The following is a 15,995-nucleotide window of genomic DNA, read 5'->3' as shown; positions in this document are numbered from 1 at the left end:
CAAGATGGGGGCAGCCTTGAAAAAAAACAAGCGCTAAGACACGTCTAAAACGCGCAAAAAGCAAAGGGGCCCGAAGGCCCCTCCTTTGTTCCGGCAGCCGAACGCTTAAGCGTCCGGTGCGGCCTTGGCAGCCGGCTCACTGTTTTCATAGATATACAGTGGCTTGGACTTGCCTTCTATGACGCTTTCATCGATCACGACTTTACTCACCTCGGACTGCGAGGGGATCTCGTACATCGTGTCGAGCAATACGCCTTCGAGAATCGAGCGCAATCCACGGGCACCGGTCTTACGCTCCAGGGCACGTTTTGCGACCGATTTCAGCGCGTCGGAACGGAATTCCAGGTCTACACCTTCCATTTCGAACAACTTGGCATACTGCTTGGTCAGGGCGTTCTTCGGCTCGGTCAGGATCTGCATCAATGCCGCTTCATCCAACTCGTCCAGCGTCGCCAGGACCGGCAGACGACCGACGAATTCCGGGATCAGACCGAACTTGACCAAATCGTCAGGCTCGACTTCACGCAGGGATTCACCGACTTTCTTGCCTTCTTCCTTGCTGCGCACTTCGGCGTTGAAACCAATGCCACCACGGGTGGAACGGTTTTGGATAACCTTTTCCAGGCCGGAGAACGCACCACCGCAGATGAACAGGATGTTACGGGTGTCGACTTGCAGGAATTCCTGCTGCGGATGCTTGCGACCACCTTGGGGTGGAACGGAAGCGACCGTACCTTCGATCAACTTGAGCAAGGCCTGCTGCACGCCCTCACCGGAAACATCCCGGGTGATGGACGGGTTGTCGGACTTGCGGGAAATCTTGTCGATTTCATCGATGTAGACAATGCCCATCTGGGCCTTTTCCACATCGTAGTCGCACTTCTGCAACAACTTCTGAATGATGTTCTCTACATCCTCACCCACATAACCCGCCTCAGTGAGGGTGGTTGCGTCGGCGATGGTGAACGGAACGTTCAGCAAGCGGGCCAGGGTTTCGGCAAGCAGGGTCTTACCCGAGCCTGTCGGGCCGATCAGCAGGATGTTGCTCTTGCCGAGTTCGACGTCGTCATTCTTCTTGTCACGTTGGTTCAGGCGCTTGTAGTGGTTGTACACCGCTACGGCCAGTACCTTTTTCGCACGTTCCTGACCAATCACATACTGATCAAGGATGCCGCTGATTTCTTTAGGCGAAGGCAATTTATGCGCGCTGCTCTCGGCCTGGGCTTCCTGCACCTCCTCGCGGATGATGTCATTGCACAGGTCGACGCACTCGTCGCAAATGAAGACCGAGGGGCCGGCAATCAATTTGCGCACTTCATGCTGGCTTTTGCCACAGAAGGAGCAATAAAGCAGTTTGCCGTTGTCCTCGCCGTTGCGGGTGTCAGTCATTCGATCGATCCAAATCCGATAGGCTTGCAACACAAGATGAAGGCAATTGCGGGCTTTTTCAAGCCCGCAGGTGATCGGACCTGCCGATCAACCTCATTTTGAGCTGCTTATTTTAAGCGGGGCGCTGGTTGATCACTTCATCGATCAGACCATATTCACGTGCGGCTTCAGCGCTCATGAAATTGTCGCGGTTGGTATCGCGCTCGATTTCTTCTAGCGTGCGCCCGCTGTGCTTGGCCATCAAGGTATTGAGGCGCTCGCGAATGAAGAGGATTTCCTTGGCATGGATTTCAATATCCGATGCCTGGCCCTGGAAACCGCCCAGCGGCTGGTGAATCATCACGCGCGAGTTCGGCAGGCAGTAACGCTTGCCATGGGCACCAGCTGTCAGCAAAAACGCACCCATGCTGCAAGCCTGACCGATACAGGTCGTCGAAACGTTAGGCTTGATGAACTGCATGGTGTCGTAGATCGACATGCCCGCCGTCACCGAACCGCCAGGGGAGTTGATATAGAGATGGATATCCTTGTCCGGGTTTTCGGCTTCAAGGAACAACAGTTGCGCACAGATCAGGTTGGCCATGTAGTCCTCTACCGGGCCCACCAGAAAGATGACGCGTTCCTTGAGCAGACGCGAGTAGATGTCATAGGCACGTTCGCCGCGGGCGGACTGCTCGATAACCATCGGGACCAGGCCGCCTGCGGCCTGGATGTCAGAGCTCTGCTGATAAAAAGAATTGCGGGACATGTCTCGCAGTCACTCCCAAATAGTTATGTCTTGAATACGCATAAGCCAGCACGAAGGCTGGCTTATGGGTGTTTATTTCTTACCGCAGAACCATCAATCGGCTTGTGGAGCTTCCACCGGCTTGACCGCTTCTTCGTAAGAGACCGCTTTATCGGTCACGCTAGCTTTCTGCAGAACAGTATCCACAACTTGTTCTTCCAGCACAACCGAACGGACTTCGTTCAGTTGCTGGTCGTTCTTGTAGTACCAGGACACGACTTGCTCAGGCTCTTGATAGGCCGAGGCCATTTCCTGGATCAGCTCGCGAACGCGGGCTTCGTCAGGCTTGAGTTCGAACTGCTTGACCACTTCGGCGACGATCAGGCCCAGCACGACGCGGCGCTTGGCTTGCTCTTCGAACAGTTCGGCAGGCAGTTGGTCCGGCTTGATGTTGCCACCGAACTGCTGAACAGCCTGCACGCGCAGACGGTTCACTTCGTTGTCCAGCAGGGCCTTTGGCACTTCGATCGGGTTGGAGGCCAGCAGACCGTCCATGACCTGGTTCTTGACCTTGGACTTGATGGCCTGGCGCAGCTCACGCTCCATGTTCTTGCGAACTTCGGTGCGGAAACCTTCCAGACCGGTTTCCTTGATGCCGAACTGGGCGAAGAACTCTTCGTTCAGCTCAGGCAGTTTCGGCTCGGAAACAGTGTTGACGGTCACGGTGAACTCGGCGGCTTTGCCAGCCAGGTCCAGGTTCTGGTAGTCCTCAGGGAAGGTCACGTTCAGAACGCGCTCTTCACCGGCCTTGGCGCCAACCAGGCCGTCTTCGAAGCCAGGAATCATGCGGCCGGAACCCAGCACCAGCTGGGTAGCCTTGGCGGAACCGCCCGCGAACACTTCACCGTCGACCTTGCCGACGAAATCGATGTTCAGTTGATCTTCGTTCTGGGCAGCACGCTCAGTCACTTCGAAACGGGTGTTCTGCTTGCGCAGGATGTCCAGCATCTTGTCCAGGTCGGCATCCGACACGTCAGCGCTCAGGCGCTCGACGGCGATGGATTCGAAACCGGCAACCGTGAACTCAGGGAACACTTCGAACGTGGCGACGAATTCCAGGTCCTTGCCTTTTTCCAGCACTTTAGGCTCGACGGACGGAGCGCCGGCCGGGTTCAGCTTCTGCTCGACGACCGCTTCGTAGAACGAAGACTGGATCACGTCGCCCACGGCTTCCTGACGCGCATCAGCTTCGTAACGCTGACGGATCACGCTCATTGGCACTTTGCCTGGGCGGAAACCTGGGATTTTGGCCTTTTGGGCAGTCTGCTGCAGACGCTTGTTGACCTGAGTCTCGATGCGCTCAGCCGGCACGGTGATGCTCATGCGGCGCTCAAGAGCAGAAGTATTTTCAACAGAAACTTGCATGGATATTCCTCGTTGCACAGACGTTGGCCGGGCGTTTCCGACCCCAGAATCAAGGGCATGCATTCTAGTAGGTCAAACTCAAGAAGTCACCCTACTGAAAACGCGCTGGAAACAGGCGCCGGATTTAGGACAGGGCAAACGGTCATGCCCCACCCGGATTGCAAATACAGTCGATTCAGTCCAAGGCTCTGCGCCAACGCTTCTATATATAGAAGGGGCTTGTCCGGTCGCGCAGCGCCCCGCCCCACAAGGAGACCAACGGGCATACCGCGCATCATCACGAAACACATTCACGAAGAACCGACCGCTGCGCGCAGCTCCAAAAACCGTACCGACGCCAAACACAGAACCACTGAAAACAAAAACGGCGCAGCCCTTTTCAGGTACTGCGCCGTTTTCTGCTATTTAAATAGCGACTTGTATGGTGCGGACGGAGAGACTCGAACTCTCACACCTTGCGGCGCTGGAACCTAAATCCAGTGTGTCTACCAATTCCACCACATCCGCGTATCAAGCTTTTAAAGCAAAGGCGCCAGATTGTTAGATCTGGCGCCTTTCTAGAATATGGGGTGGACGATGGGGATCGAACCCACGACAACGGGAGTCACAATCCCGTGCTCTACCAACTGAGCTACGCCCACCATATTGCCTTGTTGCCTTACTTGTGCCAAAGCTGCCTAATTGGCGCACCCGGCAGGACTCGAACCTGCGACCATCCGCTTAGAAGGCGGATGCTCTATCCAGCTGAGCTACGGGCGCCTTTTTAATCTGTATTCTTGGACGATTACAAACTAAGTGCTTTCAGTTTTACCGAGTTGAAACAACCAACTCCGCTCCACCTTCTTAACCAGTGCTAGGCTGTGCCCGACAAGTGCGACGAATGTTATAGACGGCCTGATAGGTCGTCAACTCTTTTTTAAAAAAAATTCATTTAATTAAAGGGGTTAGGGGAATTTGCAGACCAAGCGCCTTTGCCCCCACGCCCCGGCATGCGAGAATGCGTTCTCTTTTTTTCCCCTCTCGATGGTTAACCACGCGCAATGACTGCACAACTTATCGACGGCAAATCGATCGCCGCCAGCCTGCGCCAGCAGATCGCCCAACGAGTCACCGAGCGCCGCCAGCAAGGCCTGCGTACGCCCGGCCTTGCGGTGATCCTGGTCGGCAGCGATCCTGCCTCTCAGGTTTATGTCTCGCACAAGCGTAAAGACTGTGAAGAGGTCGGCTTCCTTTCCCAGGCCTACGACCTGCCTTCCGAAACCACCCAGCAAGCGTTGGCCGATCTGATCGATCGCCTGAACGATGACCCGAACATCGACGGCGTTCTGCTCCAGCTGCCGCTGCCTGAACACCTCGACGCCTCCAAGCTGTTGGAGCGTATCCGCCCGGACAAAGACGTCGATGGCTTCCATCCTTATAACGTCGGTCGCCTGGCCCAGCGCATTCCGTTGCTTCGCCCCTGCACCCCTAAAGGCATCATGACGCTGCTGGAAAGCACTGGCGTGGACCTGTATGGCCTCGACGCCGTAGTGGTGGGTGCGTCCAACATCGTTGGTCGTCCAATGGCCATGGAGCTGCTGCTGGCCGGCTGCACCGTGACCGTGACCCATCGTTTCACCAAGGATCTGGCTGGCCATGTCGGCCGCGCGGACCTGGTGGTGGTGGCTGCCGGCAAACCCGGCCTGGTAAAGGGCGAGTGGATCAAGGAAGGCGCCATCGTCATCGACGTGGGCATCAATCGCCAGGAAGATGGCAAGCTGGTGGGCGACGTGGTCTATGAGACCGCCCTGCCCCGCGCCGGCTGGATCACGCCGGTACCTGGCGGCGTAGGCCCGATGACCCGCGCCTGCCTGCTGGAAAACACGTTGTACGCGGCTGAAACGCTGCACAGCTGATACGCGTCAACAAACCTGTGGGAGCGAGCTTGCTTGCGATAGCGATGGACCGGCCAACATCCAGTTGACTGACACGTCGCTATCGCGAGCAAGCTTGCTCCCACAGGTGTTTCTGGCGACCGGACTTTAGCCGCCAAATTACGAATTTTTCAGATTCGTTTCGCCAAAATCCCCCTCATGAAACTTTATTTATTCACAAGCCCTGGCGATACAGGCATATAGCGCTGCTGTCGCCCATACTCCTAAAATGCGACGTTTTTTTTAAAAGTCGTTGCTCAACGGCACCTTCAACTCTATCGAGTCTACTCGCGTGAAAATCCGTCTTTCCATCATCAGCCTATTCATCGCTTTCACAGGCAGCTTTATCACGCAAAATGTCGTTGCACAGGAAACCATCGCGGCCCCCCGGGACACGACCAAGCTGCAAGTCGCCTCGGGCAGCGCGATGTTGCTGGACCTGCAGACGGATAAAGTCGTTTATTCGAGCAACCCGGACGTGGTGGTACCCATCGCGTCGGTGACCAAGTTGATGACCGGCCTGATCGTGCTGGATGCCAAACAGAACCTCGATGAGTACATCTCCATCACCATTGCCAACACCCCAGAGATGAAGGGCGTGTTTTCCCGAGTCAAACTCAACAGCGAGCTGTCGCGCCGGGACGTGCTGCTGATCGCCCTGATGTCTTCGGAAAACCGCGCCGCCGCCAGCCTCGCCCACCACTATCCAGGTGGCTATGCGGCGTTCATTGCCGCCATGAACGCCAAGGCGAAGGCGCTGGGCATGACCAGCACCCATTACGTCGAACCGACGGGCCTGTCGATCCACAACGTCTCGACCGCCAGGGACCTGACCAAGCTGCTGATCGCCGCTCGCAAGTATCCATTGCTGAGCGAACTGAGCACCACCAAGGAAAAGACCGTTACCTTCCGCAAGCCTGTGTATAGCCTGGGCTTTCGCAACACTGACCACTTGATCCACAAGGCCAACTGGGATATCCAGTTGACCAAGACCGGTTTCACCAACGAGGCCGGCCACTGCCTGGTGCTGGTGACGAAGATGGGCAATCGCCCGATGGCACTGGTGATCCTCGATGCATTCGGCAAGTTCACGCACTTCGCCGATGCCAGCCGGATTCGTAGCTGGGTCGAGACCGGAAAAAGCACCGACGTGCCGTCAGTGGCCCTGCAATACAAGGCTGCCAAGAATCTCAAGAGCCGCCAGAGTGGTGTGGTGGAAGCCTCCCAATAATCCGCGGCACACAGAAAAGCCCCGACTCGTCGTAATGCTGTTCACTTAGAAAAAGCGGCGCTTCTTTCAGAAATGGGGAGCGCCGTTTTTTTGTTTTATTGCTTTGGTGTTTATATCCGTTACCTAAATAACGGATATACACACCAACCCACGCCTCTCGGAACAGATAATGCCTAGGCCTTCAGGTCACCCAGCGGATCATAGGGCTTGGGCTTACGCCCATCCTTCTTGTCCAGAGGCGCCTTGGCCGGCCCTACCGGATCAACCTGGGGGTCCTCAAGGTCCGGCGAATCCGGATCGAACCCCAGGTCATCACCACTGGAATGCTCTGACGAATGTGGCCCCGTAGGTGTTTTCGACTGTGCCATGCGTGCCTCCTCCAATCACGGGTCGGAAAATGCCCAACCCTGACGATAAGAGCCTCAGGCCTGCCAGGTTGTGCCCGGCAAGTGACGAACGGGGTGAACGATCAATGCGCCGCTTCCAAGGTCTTGGTGGCCCGCGCCGCCGCTTGCTCCTGCCCTGCCCCGCCCAATTCGGCCGCCGCTTTGAGCCACCGCTGCGAGTCGACATTGGCCGGAAGCTGCGTAGGTCGCTGGACCAGCACCGCCCAGCCGCCTGCGCTCTTGAAGGCCGATTCGAAGGCACTGAAGCTCATCAACTGCCGTCGGTTCATGCCTGAGCGCAGCAATACCGTCTGCTTCTGACGGTTGTAGCCAGCGAGAATCCCGTACCGAGGCTCGGCCCAGAACGCCGAACCGTCGACATAGCGCACCAGCACCGGATAGCCTGCCGCGACCTGTTCCAACAACGCCGGCAGCCTGGCGTCGAGGGGATACACCAGCAGCCCGTATTCGCGCGCCAGGGTTAGCATGTTCTGCTGCAAACCGGCTTCGCCACCCGGCAGGTGCAACGGTTTCTCCAGCAGCCCCGGCGTGATCACCGTGCCTTGCAACGTCAGCAGGGCAGCCAGGGACTGCGGGGCGCCCTGGTACATTTCGCCGCGAAAGAACGGCACGCTGTTGAGCTCCACCCGTTCGGGCAGGCGCTGGATCTGCGGCGACACACTGCCCGCACACCCCACCAGGGCAACGAGGCAGGACAGCGTCAGTACCAGTGATCGAAAAGATGAAATGACCGGCGACATGATGACTCTCTTGTTCAGGCACCCGGCATCCGGGCCAGGCTTGGGTCGACGATCATAAGGCGCGCACAGCCCTGGGTATAGCCATAACGGCAGTTTTACGAGCGCGATAGAACGAACCGATCCGTGCCCGACCGCCACGGATCGATTACCTGCAACACTTGAGCGACTAGACTGTCCATGTATTAGGTGCGTGATCCCGGACTGGGGATAAAAGGAGGCACAGATGAGCCTGACCACGACAATTCTGATGCTGATATTCGGCTGGCTGAGCGTAGCCACGGCCATGCTGTGGGGCGTGCTTCGGATCACCCGGCGCCATCATCACGCGCCACCTGCGCAATCGGAAAAAACCACAAAATCCGCGCGACGCCACGCCACCGCACACTGAGCATTCGCTTTTCAAACCCTCAAAAAAAACCACCCGGGCCTCGACCCGGGTGGCTTCTGTTTGCGTGGCATCAGGCGTTGTCGGCCAACGCCCTTTCCCTGGCCCGACGGGACAACATGTTCAACACTTCGATCGCCGCCGAGAACGCCATGGCCGCGTAGATATAACCCTTGGGCACATGGGCACCGAAGCCTTCGGCGATCAGCGTCATGCCGATCATGATCAGGAAGCCCAGGGCCAGCATCACCACCGTCGGGTTGTCATTGATGAACTTGGCCAGCGGTTCGGCTGCCAGCAGCATCACCAGTACCGACACAACGACCGCGATGATCATGATCGGCAAATGCTCGGTCATGCCCACAGCCGTGATGATGCTGTCGATGGAGAACACCAGGTCCAACATCAGGATCTGACCAATCGCTGCAGCAAAGCCCAGGGTCACGCCGGACGTGGCCGACTTGGGATCATCCGGTGCCGGGTCCATGCTGTGGTGGATTTCAGTAGTCGCTTTCCACAGCAGGAACAGACCACCGGCAATCAGGATCATGTCTTTCCAGGAGAACGCCTGACCCAGGATTTCGATGACCGGTTCGGTCAACTGCACAATGAAGGCAATGGTGCTCAACAAGCCCAGGCGCAGGATCAGCGCCATGCCGATACCGATCCGCCGTGCCTTGGCACGGTGCTGGGCGGGCAGCTTGTTGGTCAGAATCGAAATGAAGATCAGGTTATCGATGCCGAGCACGATTTCCATGACCACCAGAGTTGCCAGGGCGATCCACGCGGTGGGGCTGGCGGCGAGCTGCAGAAGATAATCCATGGGTCAGTCCTGACTGATGTGACGTGTTAGATGGTTTTGGTCGGGGTTTGTGTTTCGTCAGCTTCGTCGGCCGGCTTCTTCTTCGGGCTGATCAACCCGCCGGTGGCTTCGCTGATCGCCTGTTCGGCGGCCTTGTGGGTGTCATCGATGGCCTGCTTGGCGGTTTGCGCAGCCTGTCCCATCAGTTGCTGGGCACTTTTTTCAGCCTGTTCACAGCCCGCCAATGTCATTGCAGACATCGTCAACAAGGCTGCAAGTCCCAGGGATTTGTATGTCATGAAATAAATGCCTCTTGAGAGAATAGAAGGTGCACGAAAATGGCCCGCCAATGGCCAGGCATTCTAGAGACGCGAACACTTCAGGAAAATTCGTATTTTCAGCGGTTATACTTCGGTTTTTACGAATCCGCGTGAACCCATGCTCAATTACCGACAATTGCATTACTTCTGGGTGGTGGCGAAAACCGGCAGCATCGTGCGCGCCTGCGAGCAGTTGAACCTGACCCCTCAGACCATCAGCGGGCAGATTTCCCTGTTCGAGCAGACCTATAACATCAAGCTGTTTCGCCGCGTCGGACGGCAGCTGGAACTGACCGAGGCCGGCCGCCAGACCTTGCCCTACGCCGAACACATGTTCCAGTTGGGCGGTGAGCTGGAATTGATGCTGCGCGCCCAGCCCAACGAGCAGCAAACCCTGTTTCGGGTCGGGGTGGCGGATGTGGTGCCCAAATCCATCGTCTACCGGCTGCTCGCGCCGACCATGGAGTTGAGTGAGCCGCTACGCATCACCTGTCGCGAGGACAAGCTCGAACGGCTGCTGGCGGACCTGGCGATCCAGCGTCTGGACCTGGTGATTTCCGACAGCCCGATGCCGACCCACCTGGACATCAAGGGCTACAGCCAGAAACTGGGGGAATGCGGGATCAGCTTTTTCGCCACCGCCGCGCTGGCCGAACGCTACGGGCGGGATTTCCCCCACGGCCTGCATGACGCTCCGTTGCTGATTCCCGGACCGGAAACCGTGGTGCGCAGCCGCTTGCAACGCTGGTTCGCCGAGCAACAGATCCAGCCGCGCATCGTCGGCGAGTTCGACGACAGCGCATTGATGCAGGCCTTCGGCCAATCAGGCAGCGGGATTTTCATCGGCCCGAGCGTGATCGCCGAAGAGGTCAAGCGCCAGTACGGCGTAGAAGTGATCGGCCAGACCGACGCGGTGAGCGAATCCTTCTACGCCATTTCCGTGGAGCGCAAGGTCAGCCACCCCGGCATCGTCGCGATTGCCGAAGGCGCGCGTCGCGAGTTGTTCAGCGCTTAGCAGGCGACACGAGGTTTAAAGGTCATCAGCAGCAACGCCAGCAGGATCGATACGAAGATGAACCCGGCCGCCGCAAACCCGACACTGCCCAGGCCCAGGGTATCAATGACCCGGCCACCAACCATCGCCCCCAGGCCAATCCCCAGGTTGGCCCCGGCGATGTTCAACGATGCGGCAAAGGCCGGGGCCTGCGGGGCCGCCTTCATCAGCCGCACATGGCTGACCAGGAACAAGGCCGCCTGGGTCACGCCCCAGATGCCCATCGCCGCCGCCAGCGCCAGGGGTGAATGAATGCTCGGCACCAACGCCACCATGCCGCCGATCAGGAACAGGCAGAAGACCATCGATGCGATCAACGGATGCCGGTCCACCGCCCGACCGCCCAGGGAATTGCCCAGCAGCCCGACGGCGCCGAAGCCCATCAGGCACCAGCCCACCAGGGTGCCATCGAACCCGGCGAGGCGTTCGAGGATATCCGCCAGATAGGTGTAGGCGGTGAACATGCCACTGAACACCAGGATCGACAACAGCACATGCCCTTGCATCAACGGGCTGCGCAGGATCTTGAATTGCGAACGAAAGCTCACCTGATGCTGGTGCAGATTGGTTTTCGGCAAGTAGATAAACAGCAGCAACGCCTTGGCGAAGGCGATGACCGCCAGGATCGCGAACGCACTGCGCCAGCCAAACGCATCGGAAATCAACGTGCCCACGGGAATGCCGAACACCGTGGCACAGACGATGCCAAAGCCGATCCGGGCGATGGCCCGCCCGGCCAACTGTGGCCCGACAATGTTCACCGCCGTTTCACTGGCCAGCGCCCAGAACACCGGCAGGCCCAGGGCCGGAATCAACCGGGCAACGGCCATCACCCAGATGTTGGGGGCGACTGCGGCGAGCATGTTGGCCAGGCCGAACATCACCAGCACACTGATAAACAACTTGCGCCGTTCAAAACGGGCGAACCAGGCCGTCAGGAATGGCCCGAACGCCGCCACCGTAAACGCGAACAACGTCACCAGCAGCCCGGCCTGGGGGATGCTGACCTGCAAGTCGCGGGCGATAGAGGGCAACAGGCCAACGATGACGAATTCCGTGGTCAGCACCGTAAAACCGGCGGCCGACAACAGAAAAATGGGTAACAACATGCAGAACTCCAGCGAAACGACGACACCAGCGTCAGCCCGTGGGCTCGCTGGCGGATATAGAAAGGTGATGAAGGCAAAGCCTAACAGAATGCGTCCACCAGACAAAACGCGCTTGAACACCCGAGTGACGGATCGTCACAGGTCCGTCAGATTTTTCATCGGGCTGTGATAAAGTCCGCGGCCTGCAAAACGCCGTACTTTTCTCACGGTCCGCTCATGTGGCCTGCCCGCTTGTTGCCCTGACTCGTCGACCGTCGCACACAATAAAATCAGAGATGCCGCTATGACAGCTTCGTCCGTTACCCCTATGCAACGCCTCAAACGCACCAGCCTGGTGACGCAAATCGTCATCGGCCTGATCGCCGGTATCGTCCTGGCTTGGCTGGCGCCCGACGTGGCCAAGTCCACCGCATTCATCGGCAAGGTCTTCGTGTCCGCGCTCAAGGCCGTGGCGCCGATCCTGGTGTTCGTGCTGGTCATGGCTTCGATCGCCAACCATAAGCATGGCCAGGAAACCCATATCCGGCCGATTTTGTTCCTCTACCTGCTGGGCACTTTCGCCGCCGCAGTGGTCGCGGTGGTTGCCAGCACGCTGTTTCCGTCCAGCCTCGTGCTGTCGACCCAAGACGTCGCAGTCACGGCGCCCGGTGGCATCAGCGAGGTGCTGCAAAGCCTCCTGCTGAGCGTGGTGGATAACCCGGTCCGGGCGCTGATGGACGGTAACTTCATAGGCATCCTGGCCTGGGCTATCGGCATGGGCATCGCCATTCGTCATGCTGGCCAGACCACCCGTACCGTGCTCGAAGACCTGTCCAACGGCGTGACCGTGATCGTGCGCCTGGTGATCCGCTTCGCCCCACTGGGGATCTTCGGCCTGGTCGCCTCGACCCTGGCAACCTCCGGTTTCGGCGCCCTGCTCGGCTACCTGCACCTGCTCACCGTACTGATTGGCTGCATGCTGTTCGTGGCATTGGTGGTCAACCCGCTCATCGTGTTCTGGAAACTGCGTCGCAATCCCTACCCGCTGGTGTTCACCTGCCTGCGCGAGAGTGGTATCACGGCGTTTTTCACCCGCAGCTCGGCGGCAAACATTCCGGTGAACCTGGAACTGAGCAAACGCCTGGGCCTGCACGAAGACACCTATTCGGTGTCGATCCCACTGGGCGCGACCATCAACATGGCGGGCGCCGCCATTACCATCACCGTGCTAACCCTGGCGGCCGTGCATACCCTGGGTATCGCAGTGGATATGCCAACGGCCGTGCTGCTGAGCGTTGTCGCGGCGATTTGCGCGTGCGGCGCATCCGGGGTGGCCGGCGGTTCGCTGTTGCTGATTCCCCTGGCATGCAGCCTGTTTGGCATTCCCAGCGAAATCGCCATGCAAGTGGTCGCGGTGGGTTTCATCATCGGTGTCCTGCAGGACTCGGCGGAGACGGCGTTGAACTCGTCTACGGATGTGCTGTTCACAGCGGCCGCATGCCTGGGTGAGGAAGAGAAGCTCGCGCGTACGGCGTAACAGTTGCGGTGGCTGTTCGGTCCCTATCGCGAGCAAGCTCGCTCCCACAGGGGATGTGTTGTGTAGCAGCTATTGTGTGAGCGCCACTGCCCCCTGTGGGAGCGAGCTTGCTCGCGATAGCGGCGGTACATCCGCCGAGGATGTGCCAGTCAGCCACAAAAAAGCCCGGGAACGGCCCACACCGTCCCGGGCTTTTTCATGCCTGCGGGGTTAGAACGCGCCCATGTAGTCGCGCTTACCCACTTCCACGCCATTGTGGCGCAGCAAGGCATAGGTGGTGGTGACGTGGAAGAAGAACTGCGGCAGGCCGTAGGTCAGCAGGTAGTTCTGGCCGCTGAAGCGTTTTTCCTTCGGCGTGCCCGGACGGGTGACGATTTCGATGCCTTCCTTGCCATCGATCTGCTCAGGGCGGATACCGTCGATGAAGGCCAAGACCTTGGCGATCAAGGCTTGCAGCTCGGCGAACGTGGTCTCGCTGTCCTCATACTTCGGCACTTCGATCTCGGCCAGGCGTGCAGACACACCTTTAGCGAAGTCCACCGCGATCTGCACCTGGCGCACCAGTGGGAACATGTCCGGGTACAGGCGAGCTTGCAGGAAGGCGTTCGGGTCGATGTTCTTCGCGGTGGCGTGGGCTTCGGCCTTGTTCAGAACGTCGCTCAACGCGTTGAGCATCTGCTTGAAAACCGGGACGGAAGCGGCGTACAGGGAAATAGTCATGGCGATCTCATGCAGGTGGCAGGAAAGAATGAATCAAACGGCTGCGATTATAGCCACGGCTTGTTGCACAGCTTGTCTTTTATTGCGCAAGGATTAGGCTAGGCGGCTTCCACAGCATAGGGAACGCGCGATGAGCATCGAAGAACAAAGCCAGGCTGAAGAACCACGGCTCAATAGCACGGAAATCCGCATCCTCGGCACGCTGGTCGAGAAGCAGGCCACCAACCCCGAGACCTACCCGCTGACGCTCAACGCCCTGGTCCTGGCCTGCAACCAGAAAACCAGCCGCGAACCGGTGATGAACCTCAATCCGGGCCAGGTCGGCCAGAGCCTGCGGGCACTGGAAGGTCGCGGCTTTACCAAACTGGTGATGGGCAGCCGCGCCGACCGCTGGGAACATCGGGTCGACAAAGCCCTGGAGCTGGTACCGGCCCAAGTGATCCTGATGGGCCTGCTGTTCCTGCGTGGCCCGCAAACCGTCAATGAGCTACTGACCCGCAGCGGTCGGATGCACGACTTCGAAGACGCCGAACAAGTGGTGCACCAGCTTGAACGCCTGATCGCCCGGGGGCTGGCGCTGCTGGTGCCACGCCAGGCCGGCCAGCGCGAAGACCGCTATGTGCACGCCATGGGCGACCCGGCGGACATCGAGGCGATTCTCGCCGCCCGCCAGCACCCGGTGGAGCGTGGAGCCGGCGGCGCTGTCTCGCTGGAGCGCATCGAAGAACTCGAAGCGCGGATCGCGGCCCTGGAAGAACGCCTGTCGCGGCTGGAATAGCAGCGCCTACGCCAACCGGGCGAAGGCCACGGCTTTTTCGAATTGCTCCAGGTTGGGCCGCACGCCGGTGTACAGCACGAACTGCTCCAGTGCCTGGATCGCAATGACTTCCAGCCCGGTGATGACCCGCTTGCCTTCGGCCCTGGCGCGCACGATCAGCGGCGTTTCCGACGGGATCGCCACGACATCGAACACAGTTTCGGCCGCGACGATGGTCTCGGGCTCAAACGCCAACTGGTCGGCTTCCGGCCCCCCGGTCATGCCGATCGGCGTGACGTTGATCAGCATCTGTGGCCGCCGGGTACCCAGGTCAGCTTGCCATTCATACCCCAGGGACTCGGCCAGGGCTCGCCCGGCGGCTTCATTGCGGGCAACGATCAGCCCGTTCTTGTAACCCCCATCGCGCAAGGCACTGGCCACAGCCTTGGCCATGCCGCCGCTGCCGCGCAAGGCAAAGGTCGAGTCCTTGGGCACCGCGTGGCTTTGCAACAACTGGGCGATGGCGATGTAGTCGGTGTTGTAGGCTTTCAGATGGCCATTGGTATTGACGATGGTGTTGATGGACTGGATCGCCGCGGCGGAAGGATCCAGCTCATCCACCAGGGCAATGCAGGCTTCCTTGAACGGCATCGACACGCCGCATCCACGAATTCCCAGGGCACGGATACCGCCCACTGCTCCAGGCAGGTCCCGGCTGCTGAACGCCTTGTAATAGAAATTCAGGCCCAATTGTTCATACAGGTGATTATGAAAGCGCAGGCCGAAGTTTCCGGGACGCCCCGATAGCGACATGCACAGTTGGGTGTCTTTGTTGGGATTGATCTGCATGCGTGTCTCCTTGCAATTCACTTTCGGACAGACGGAATCACCGCTGCGAAAGGTTTTATTCGATGATGATACCGCCAGCCCCAGCCCGGTCTCAGGCCCCTGGATGACGCGGCGCGGTAAGGAAAAGCGCTACAGACCTTACACAATATTTACCCAACGGCGTCGCAAATCCTGAGAAAATCGTTGTCAGAGCAAGTATCCCCGCGACCCTCATCGGGTCTGTTACAGACCACAGGCGCCGGGGCCGAAACGAGGAACAGCCATGAATCGTAGACTTCCCATCATCGCCCTGCTCATGGGGGCACTCGCGGTCACCGGCCAGGCATCCGCCCACGGTCGTGGTGGTTGGGAGGGGCCCGCAGTGTTTGGCGCAATCGTCGGTTCGGCCATCGTTGGCTCGGCCCTCATCAACCGTGATCGGCCGGTGTATGTGCAGCAACAACCGGTCTACTACCAACCGCAGCCGGTCTATGTGCAGCAACCACCGCCGGTCTACTACCAGCCACAGCCGGTGTATGTAGAGCAACCGATCTACTATCGCCCAGCGCCGGTGTATTACGGGCCACCACGGGGCTACTACTATGGCCCGCCTCGTGGTCATTACGGTCGCTGGTAATCAGCTTCCCGGGTGGCAAAAAAAAGCCTGTGATC

The 15,995-nt window shown here is 58.9% G+C and carries 17 protein-coding genes and 3 tRNA genes; 7 read left to right on the top strand and 13 right to left on the bottom strand.

The features are described 5' to 3' along the window. Positions 1-105: 105 nt before the first annotated feature. From clpX to KI235_RS09855, 6 genes are all read right to left on the bottom strand, one after another. Complete coding sequence (gene clpX / locus KI235_RS09880; RefSeq protein ID WP_003183176.1) at positions 106-1,389, bottom strand: ATP-dependent Clp protease ATP-binding subunit ClpX; 1,284 nt, start codon at positions 1,387-1,389, stop codon at positions 106-108. A 112-nt stretch (positions 1,390-1,501) separates the two neighbouring features. Continuing rightward, positions 1,502-2,137 (bottom strand): ATP-dependent Clp endopeptidase proteolytic subunit ClpP, encoded by a 636-nt coding sequence (clpP, locus tag KI235_RS09875; RefSeq protein ID WP_003199862.1) that lies wholly within the window; start codon positions 2,135-2,137, stop codon positions 1,502-1,504. Positions 2,138-2,230: 93 nt separating this feature from the next. Then, the gene (gene tig, locus KI235_RS09870; protein WP_003199860.1) at positions 2,231-3,541 is read right to left on the bottom strand and encodes a trigger factor; all 1,311 of its coding nucleotides are present in this window, start codon (positions 3,539-3,541) and stop codon (positions 2,231-2,233) included. A 422-nt stretch (positions 3,542-3,963) separates the two neighbouring features. Further along, positions 3,964-4,048: transfer RNA gene (locus KI235_RS09865), tRNA-Leu, on the bottom strand. A gap of 58 nt (positions 4,049-4,106) precedes the next feature. After that, positions 4,107-4,182: transfer RNA gene (locus tag KI235_RS09860), tRNA-His, on the bottom strand. 41 nt (positions 4,183-4,223) lie between these two features. Then, positions 4,224-4,300: transfer RNA gene (locus tag KI235_RS09855), tRNA-Arg, on the bottom strand. A 281-nt stretch (positions 4,301-4,581) separates the two neighbouring features. Here KI235_RS09855 and folD point away from each other — a divergent pair. Beyond that, positions 4,582-5,436: a bifunctional methylenetetrahydrofolate dehydrogenase/methenyltetrahydrofolate cyclohydrolase FolD gene (folD, locus tag KI235_RS09850; RefSeq protein ID WP_003199858.1), complete on the top strand. Its 855-nt coding sequence runs from the start codon at positions 4,582-4,584 to the stop codon at positions 5,434-5,436. 310 nt (positions 5,437-5,746) lie between these two features. Continuing rightward, the gene (pbpG, locus tag KI235_RS09845; RefSeq protein ID WP_003199856.1) at positions 5,747-6,685 is read left to right on the top strand and encodes a D-alanyl-D-alanine endopeptidase; all 939 of its coding nucleotides are present in this window, start codon (positions 5,747-5,749) and stop codon (positions 6,683-6,685) included. Between the two features lie 173 nt (positions 6,686-6,858). On the opposite strand, the gene KI235_RS09840 is transcribed toward pbpG, so the two are convergent. Together KI235_RS09840 and KI235_RS09835 are read right to left on the bottom strand one after the other, a co-directional pair. Then, a complete protein-coding gene (locus KI235_RS09840) occupies positions 6,859-7,053 on the bottom strand; it encodes a DUF6021 family protein (RefSeq protein ID WP_027912605.1) in 195 nt (64 codons plus the stop codon). 101 nt (positions 7,054-7,154) lie between these two features. Then, positions 7,155-7,832, bottom strand: a complete 678-nt coding sequence (locus KI235_RS09835) for a hypothetical protein (RefSeq protein ID WP_069970975.1) — start codon at positions 7,830-7,832, stop codon at positions 7,155-7,157. Positions 7,833-8,055: 223 nt separating this feature from the next. Between KI235_RS09835 and KI235_RS09830 the strand changes: the two genes are divergently transcribed. Beyond that, on the top strand, positions 8,056-8,220 hold the full coding sequence (locus KI235_RS09830) for a hypothetical protein (RefSeq protein WP_003199851.1): 165 nt from the start codon (positions 8,056-8,058) through the stop codon (positions 8,218-8,220). A gap of 70 nt (positions 8,221-8,290) precedes the next feature. Here KI235_RS09830 and KI235_RS09825 read toward each other — a convergent pair whose 3' ends face one another. Beyond that, positions 8,291-9,040: a TerC family protein gene (locus KI235_RS09825; RefSeq protein WP_003199850.1), complete on the bottom strand. Its 750-nt coding sequence runs from the start codon at positions 9,038-9,040 to the stop codon at positions 8,291-8,293. 26 nt (positions 9,041-9,066) lie between these two features. Then, complete coding sequence (locus KI235_RS09820) at positions 9,067-9,318, bottom strand: hypothetical protein (protein ID WP_003199848.1); 252 nt, start codon at positions 9,316-9,318, stop codon at positions 9,067-9,069. 139 nt (positions 9,319-9,457) lie between these two features. Here KI235_RS09820 and nhaR point away from each other — a divergent pair, with 139 nt between their 5' ends. Continuing rightward, positions 9,458-10,354 (top strand): transcriptional activator NhaR, encoded by an 897-nt coding sequence (gene nhaR / locus KI235_RS09815; RefSeq protein ID WP_003199846.1) that lies wholly within the window; start codon positions 9,458-9,460, stop codon positions 10,352-10,354. Here the strand turns inward: nhaR and KI235_RS09810 are convergent. After that, positions 10,351-11,502 carry an MFS transporter gene (locus KI235_RS09810; RefSeq protein WP_212795659.1) on the bottom strand — a complete coding sequence of 384 codons (1,152 nt, stop codon included), beginning with the start codon at positions 11,500-11,502 and terminating at the stop codon, positions 10,351-10,353. The two genes, nhaR and KI235_RS09810, sit on opposite strands and share 4 nt — an antisense overlap. Positions 11,503-11,785: 283 nt before the next feature. Here KI235_RS09810 and sstT point away from each other — a divergent pair, with 283 nt between their 5' ends. Beyond that, on the top strand, positions 11,786-13,018 hold the full coding sequence (gene sstT / locus KI235_RS09805; RefSeq protein ID WP_003199842.1) for a serine/threonine transporter SstT: 1,233 nt from the start codon (positions 11,786-11,788) through the stop codon (positions 13,016-13,018). Positions 13,019-13,228: 210 nt separating this feature from the next. On the opposite strand, the gene KI235_RS09800 is transcribed toward sstT, so the two are convergent. Then, a complete protein-coding gene (locus KI235_RS09800; protein ID WP_003199840.1) occupies positions 13,229-13,738 on the bottom strand; it encodes a DUF1993 domain-containing protein in 510 nt (169 codons plus the stop codon). A gap of 130 nt (positions 13,739-13,868) precedes the next feature. Here KI235_RS09800 and KI235_RS09795 point away from each other — a divergent pair, with 130 nt between their 5' ends. Further along, on the top strand, positions 13,869-14,516 hold the full coding sequence (locus tag KI235_RS09795; RefSeq protein WP_003199838.1) for a DUF480 domain-containing protein: 648 nt from the start codon (positions 13,869-13,871) through the stop codon (positions 14,514-14,516). Positions 14,517-14,522: 6 nt separating this feature from the next. On the opposite strand, the gene KI235_RS09790 is transcribed toward KI235_RS09795, so the two are convergent. Beyond that, positions 14,523-15,344, bottom strand: a complete 822-nt coding sequence (locus KI235_RS09790; RefSeq protein WP_003199836.1) for a shikimate 5-dehydrogenase — start codon at positions 15,342-15,344, stop codon at positions 14,523-14,525. Positions 15,345-15,606: 262 nt separating this feature from the next. On the opposite strand from KI235_RS09790, the gene KI235_RS09785 reads away from it, so the two are divergent. Next, the gene (locus tag KI235_RS09785; protein ID WP_003199833.1) at positions 15,607-15,960 is read left to right on the top strand and encodes a hypothetical protein; all 354 of its coding nucleotides are present in this window, start codon (positions 15,607-15,609) and stop codon (positions 15,958-15,960) included. Positions 15,961-15,995: the final 35 nt, after the last annotated feature.

It is taken from the genome of Pseudomonas sp. St386 (genome assembly GCF_018325865.1).
GTDB lineage: Bacteria > Pseudomonadota > Gammaproteobacteria > Pseudomonadales > Pseudomonadaceae > Aquipseudomonas > Aquipseudomonas brassicacearum.
Note: the sequence above shows the minus strand (reverse complement) of the source record. Positions and strands in the feature narration are given on the sequence as shown.

Coding starts and splice junctions, on each gene's coding strand:
- clpX (WP_003183176.1), bottom strand. CDS start 1,389: ATGACTGACACCCGCAACGGCGAGGACAACGGCAAACTGCTTTATTGC.
- clpP (WP_003199862.1), bottom strand. CDS start 2,137: ATGTCCCGCAATTCTTTTTATCAGCAGAGCTCTGACATCCAGGCCGCA.
- tig (WP_003199860.1), bottom strand. CDS start 3,541: ATGCAAGTTTCTGTTGAAAATACTTCTGCTCTTGAGCGCCGCATGAGC.
- folD (WP_003199858.1), top strand. CDS start 4,582: ATGACTGCACAACTTATCGACGGCAAATCGATCGCCGCCAGCCTGCGC.
- KI235_RS09840 (WP_027912605.1), bottom strand. CDS start 7,053: ATGGCACAGTCGAAAACACCTACGGGGCCACATTCGTCAGAGCATTCC.
- KI235_RS09835 (WP_069970975.1), bottom strand. CDS start 7,832: ATGTCGCCGGTCATTTCATCTTTTCGATCACTGGTACTGACGCTGTCC.
- KI235_RS09830 (WP_003199851.1), top strand. CDS start 8,056: ATGAGCCTGACCACGACAATTCTGATGCTGATATTCGGCTGGCTGAGC.
- KI235_RS09825 (WP_003199850.1), bottom strand. CDS start 9,040: ATGGATTATCTTCTGCAGCTCGCCGCCAGCCCCACCGCGTGGATCGCC.
- KI235_RS09820 (WP_003199848.1), bottom strand. CDS start 9,318: ATGACATACAAATCCCTGGGACTTGCAGCCTTGTTGACGATGTCTGCA.
- nhaR (WP_003199846.1), top strand. CDS start 9,458: ATGCTCAATTACCGACAATTGCATTACTTCTGGGTGGTGGCGAAAACC.
- KI235_RS09810 (WP_212795659.1), bottom strand. CDS start 11,502: ATGTTGTTACCCATTTTTCTGTTGTCGGCCGCCGGTTTTACGGTGCTG.
- sstT (WP_003199842.1), top strand. CDS start 11,786: ATGACAGCTTCGTCCGTTACCCCTATGCAACGCCTCAAACGCACCAGC.
- KI235_RS09800 (WP_003199840.1), bottom strand. CDS start 13,738: ATGACTATTTCCCTGTACGCCGCTTCCGTCCCGGTTTTCAAGCAGATG.
- KI235_RS09795 (WP_003199838.1), top strand. CDS start 13,869: ATGAGCATCGAAGAACAAAGCCAGGCTGAAGAACCACGGCTCAATAGC.
- KI235_RS09790 (WP_003199836.1), bottom strand. CDS start 15,344: ATGCAGATCAATCCCAACAAAGACACCCAACTGTGCATGTCGCTATCG.
- KI235_RS09785 (WP_003199833.1), top strand. CDS start 15,607: ATGAATCGTAGACTTCCCATCATCGCCCTGCTCATGGGGGCACTCGCG.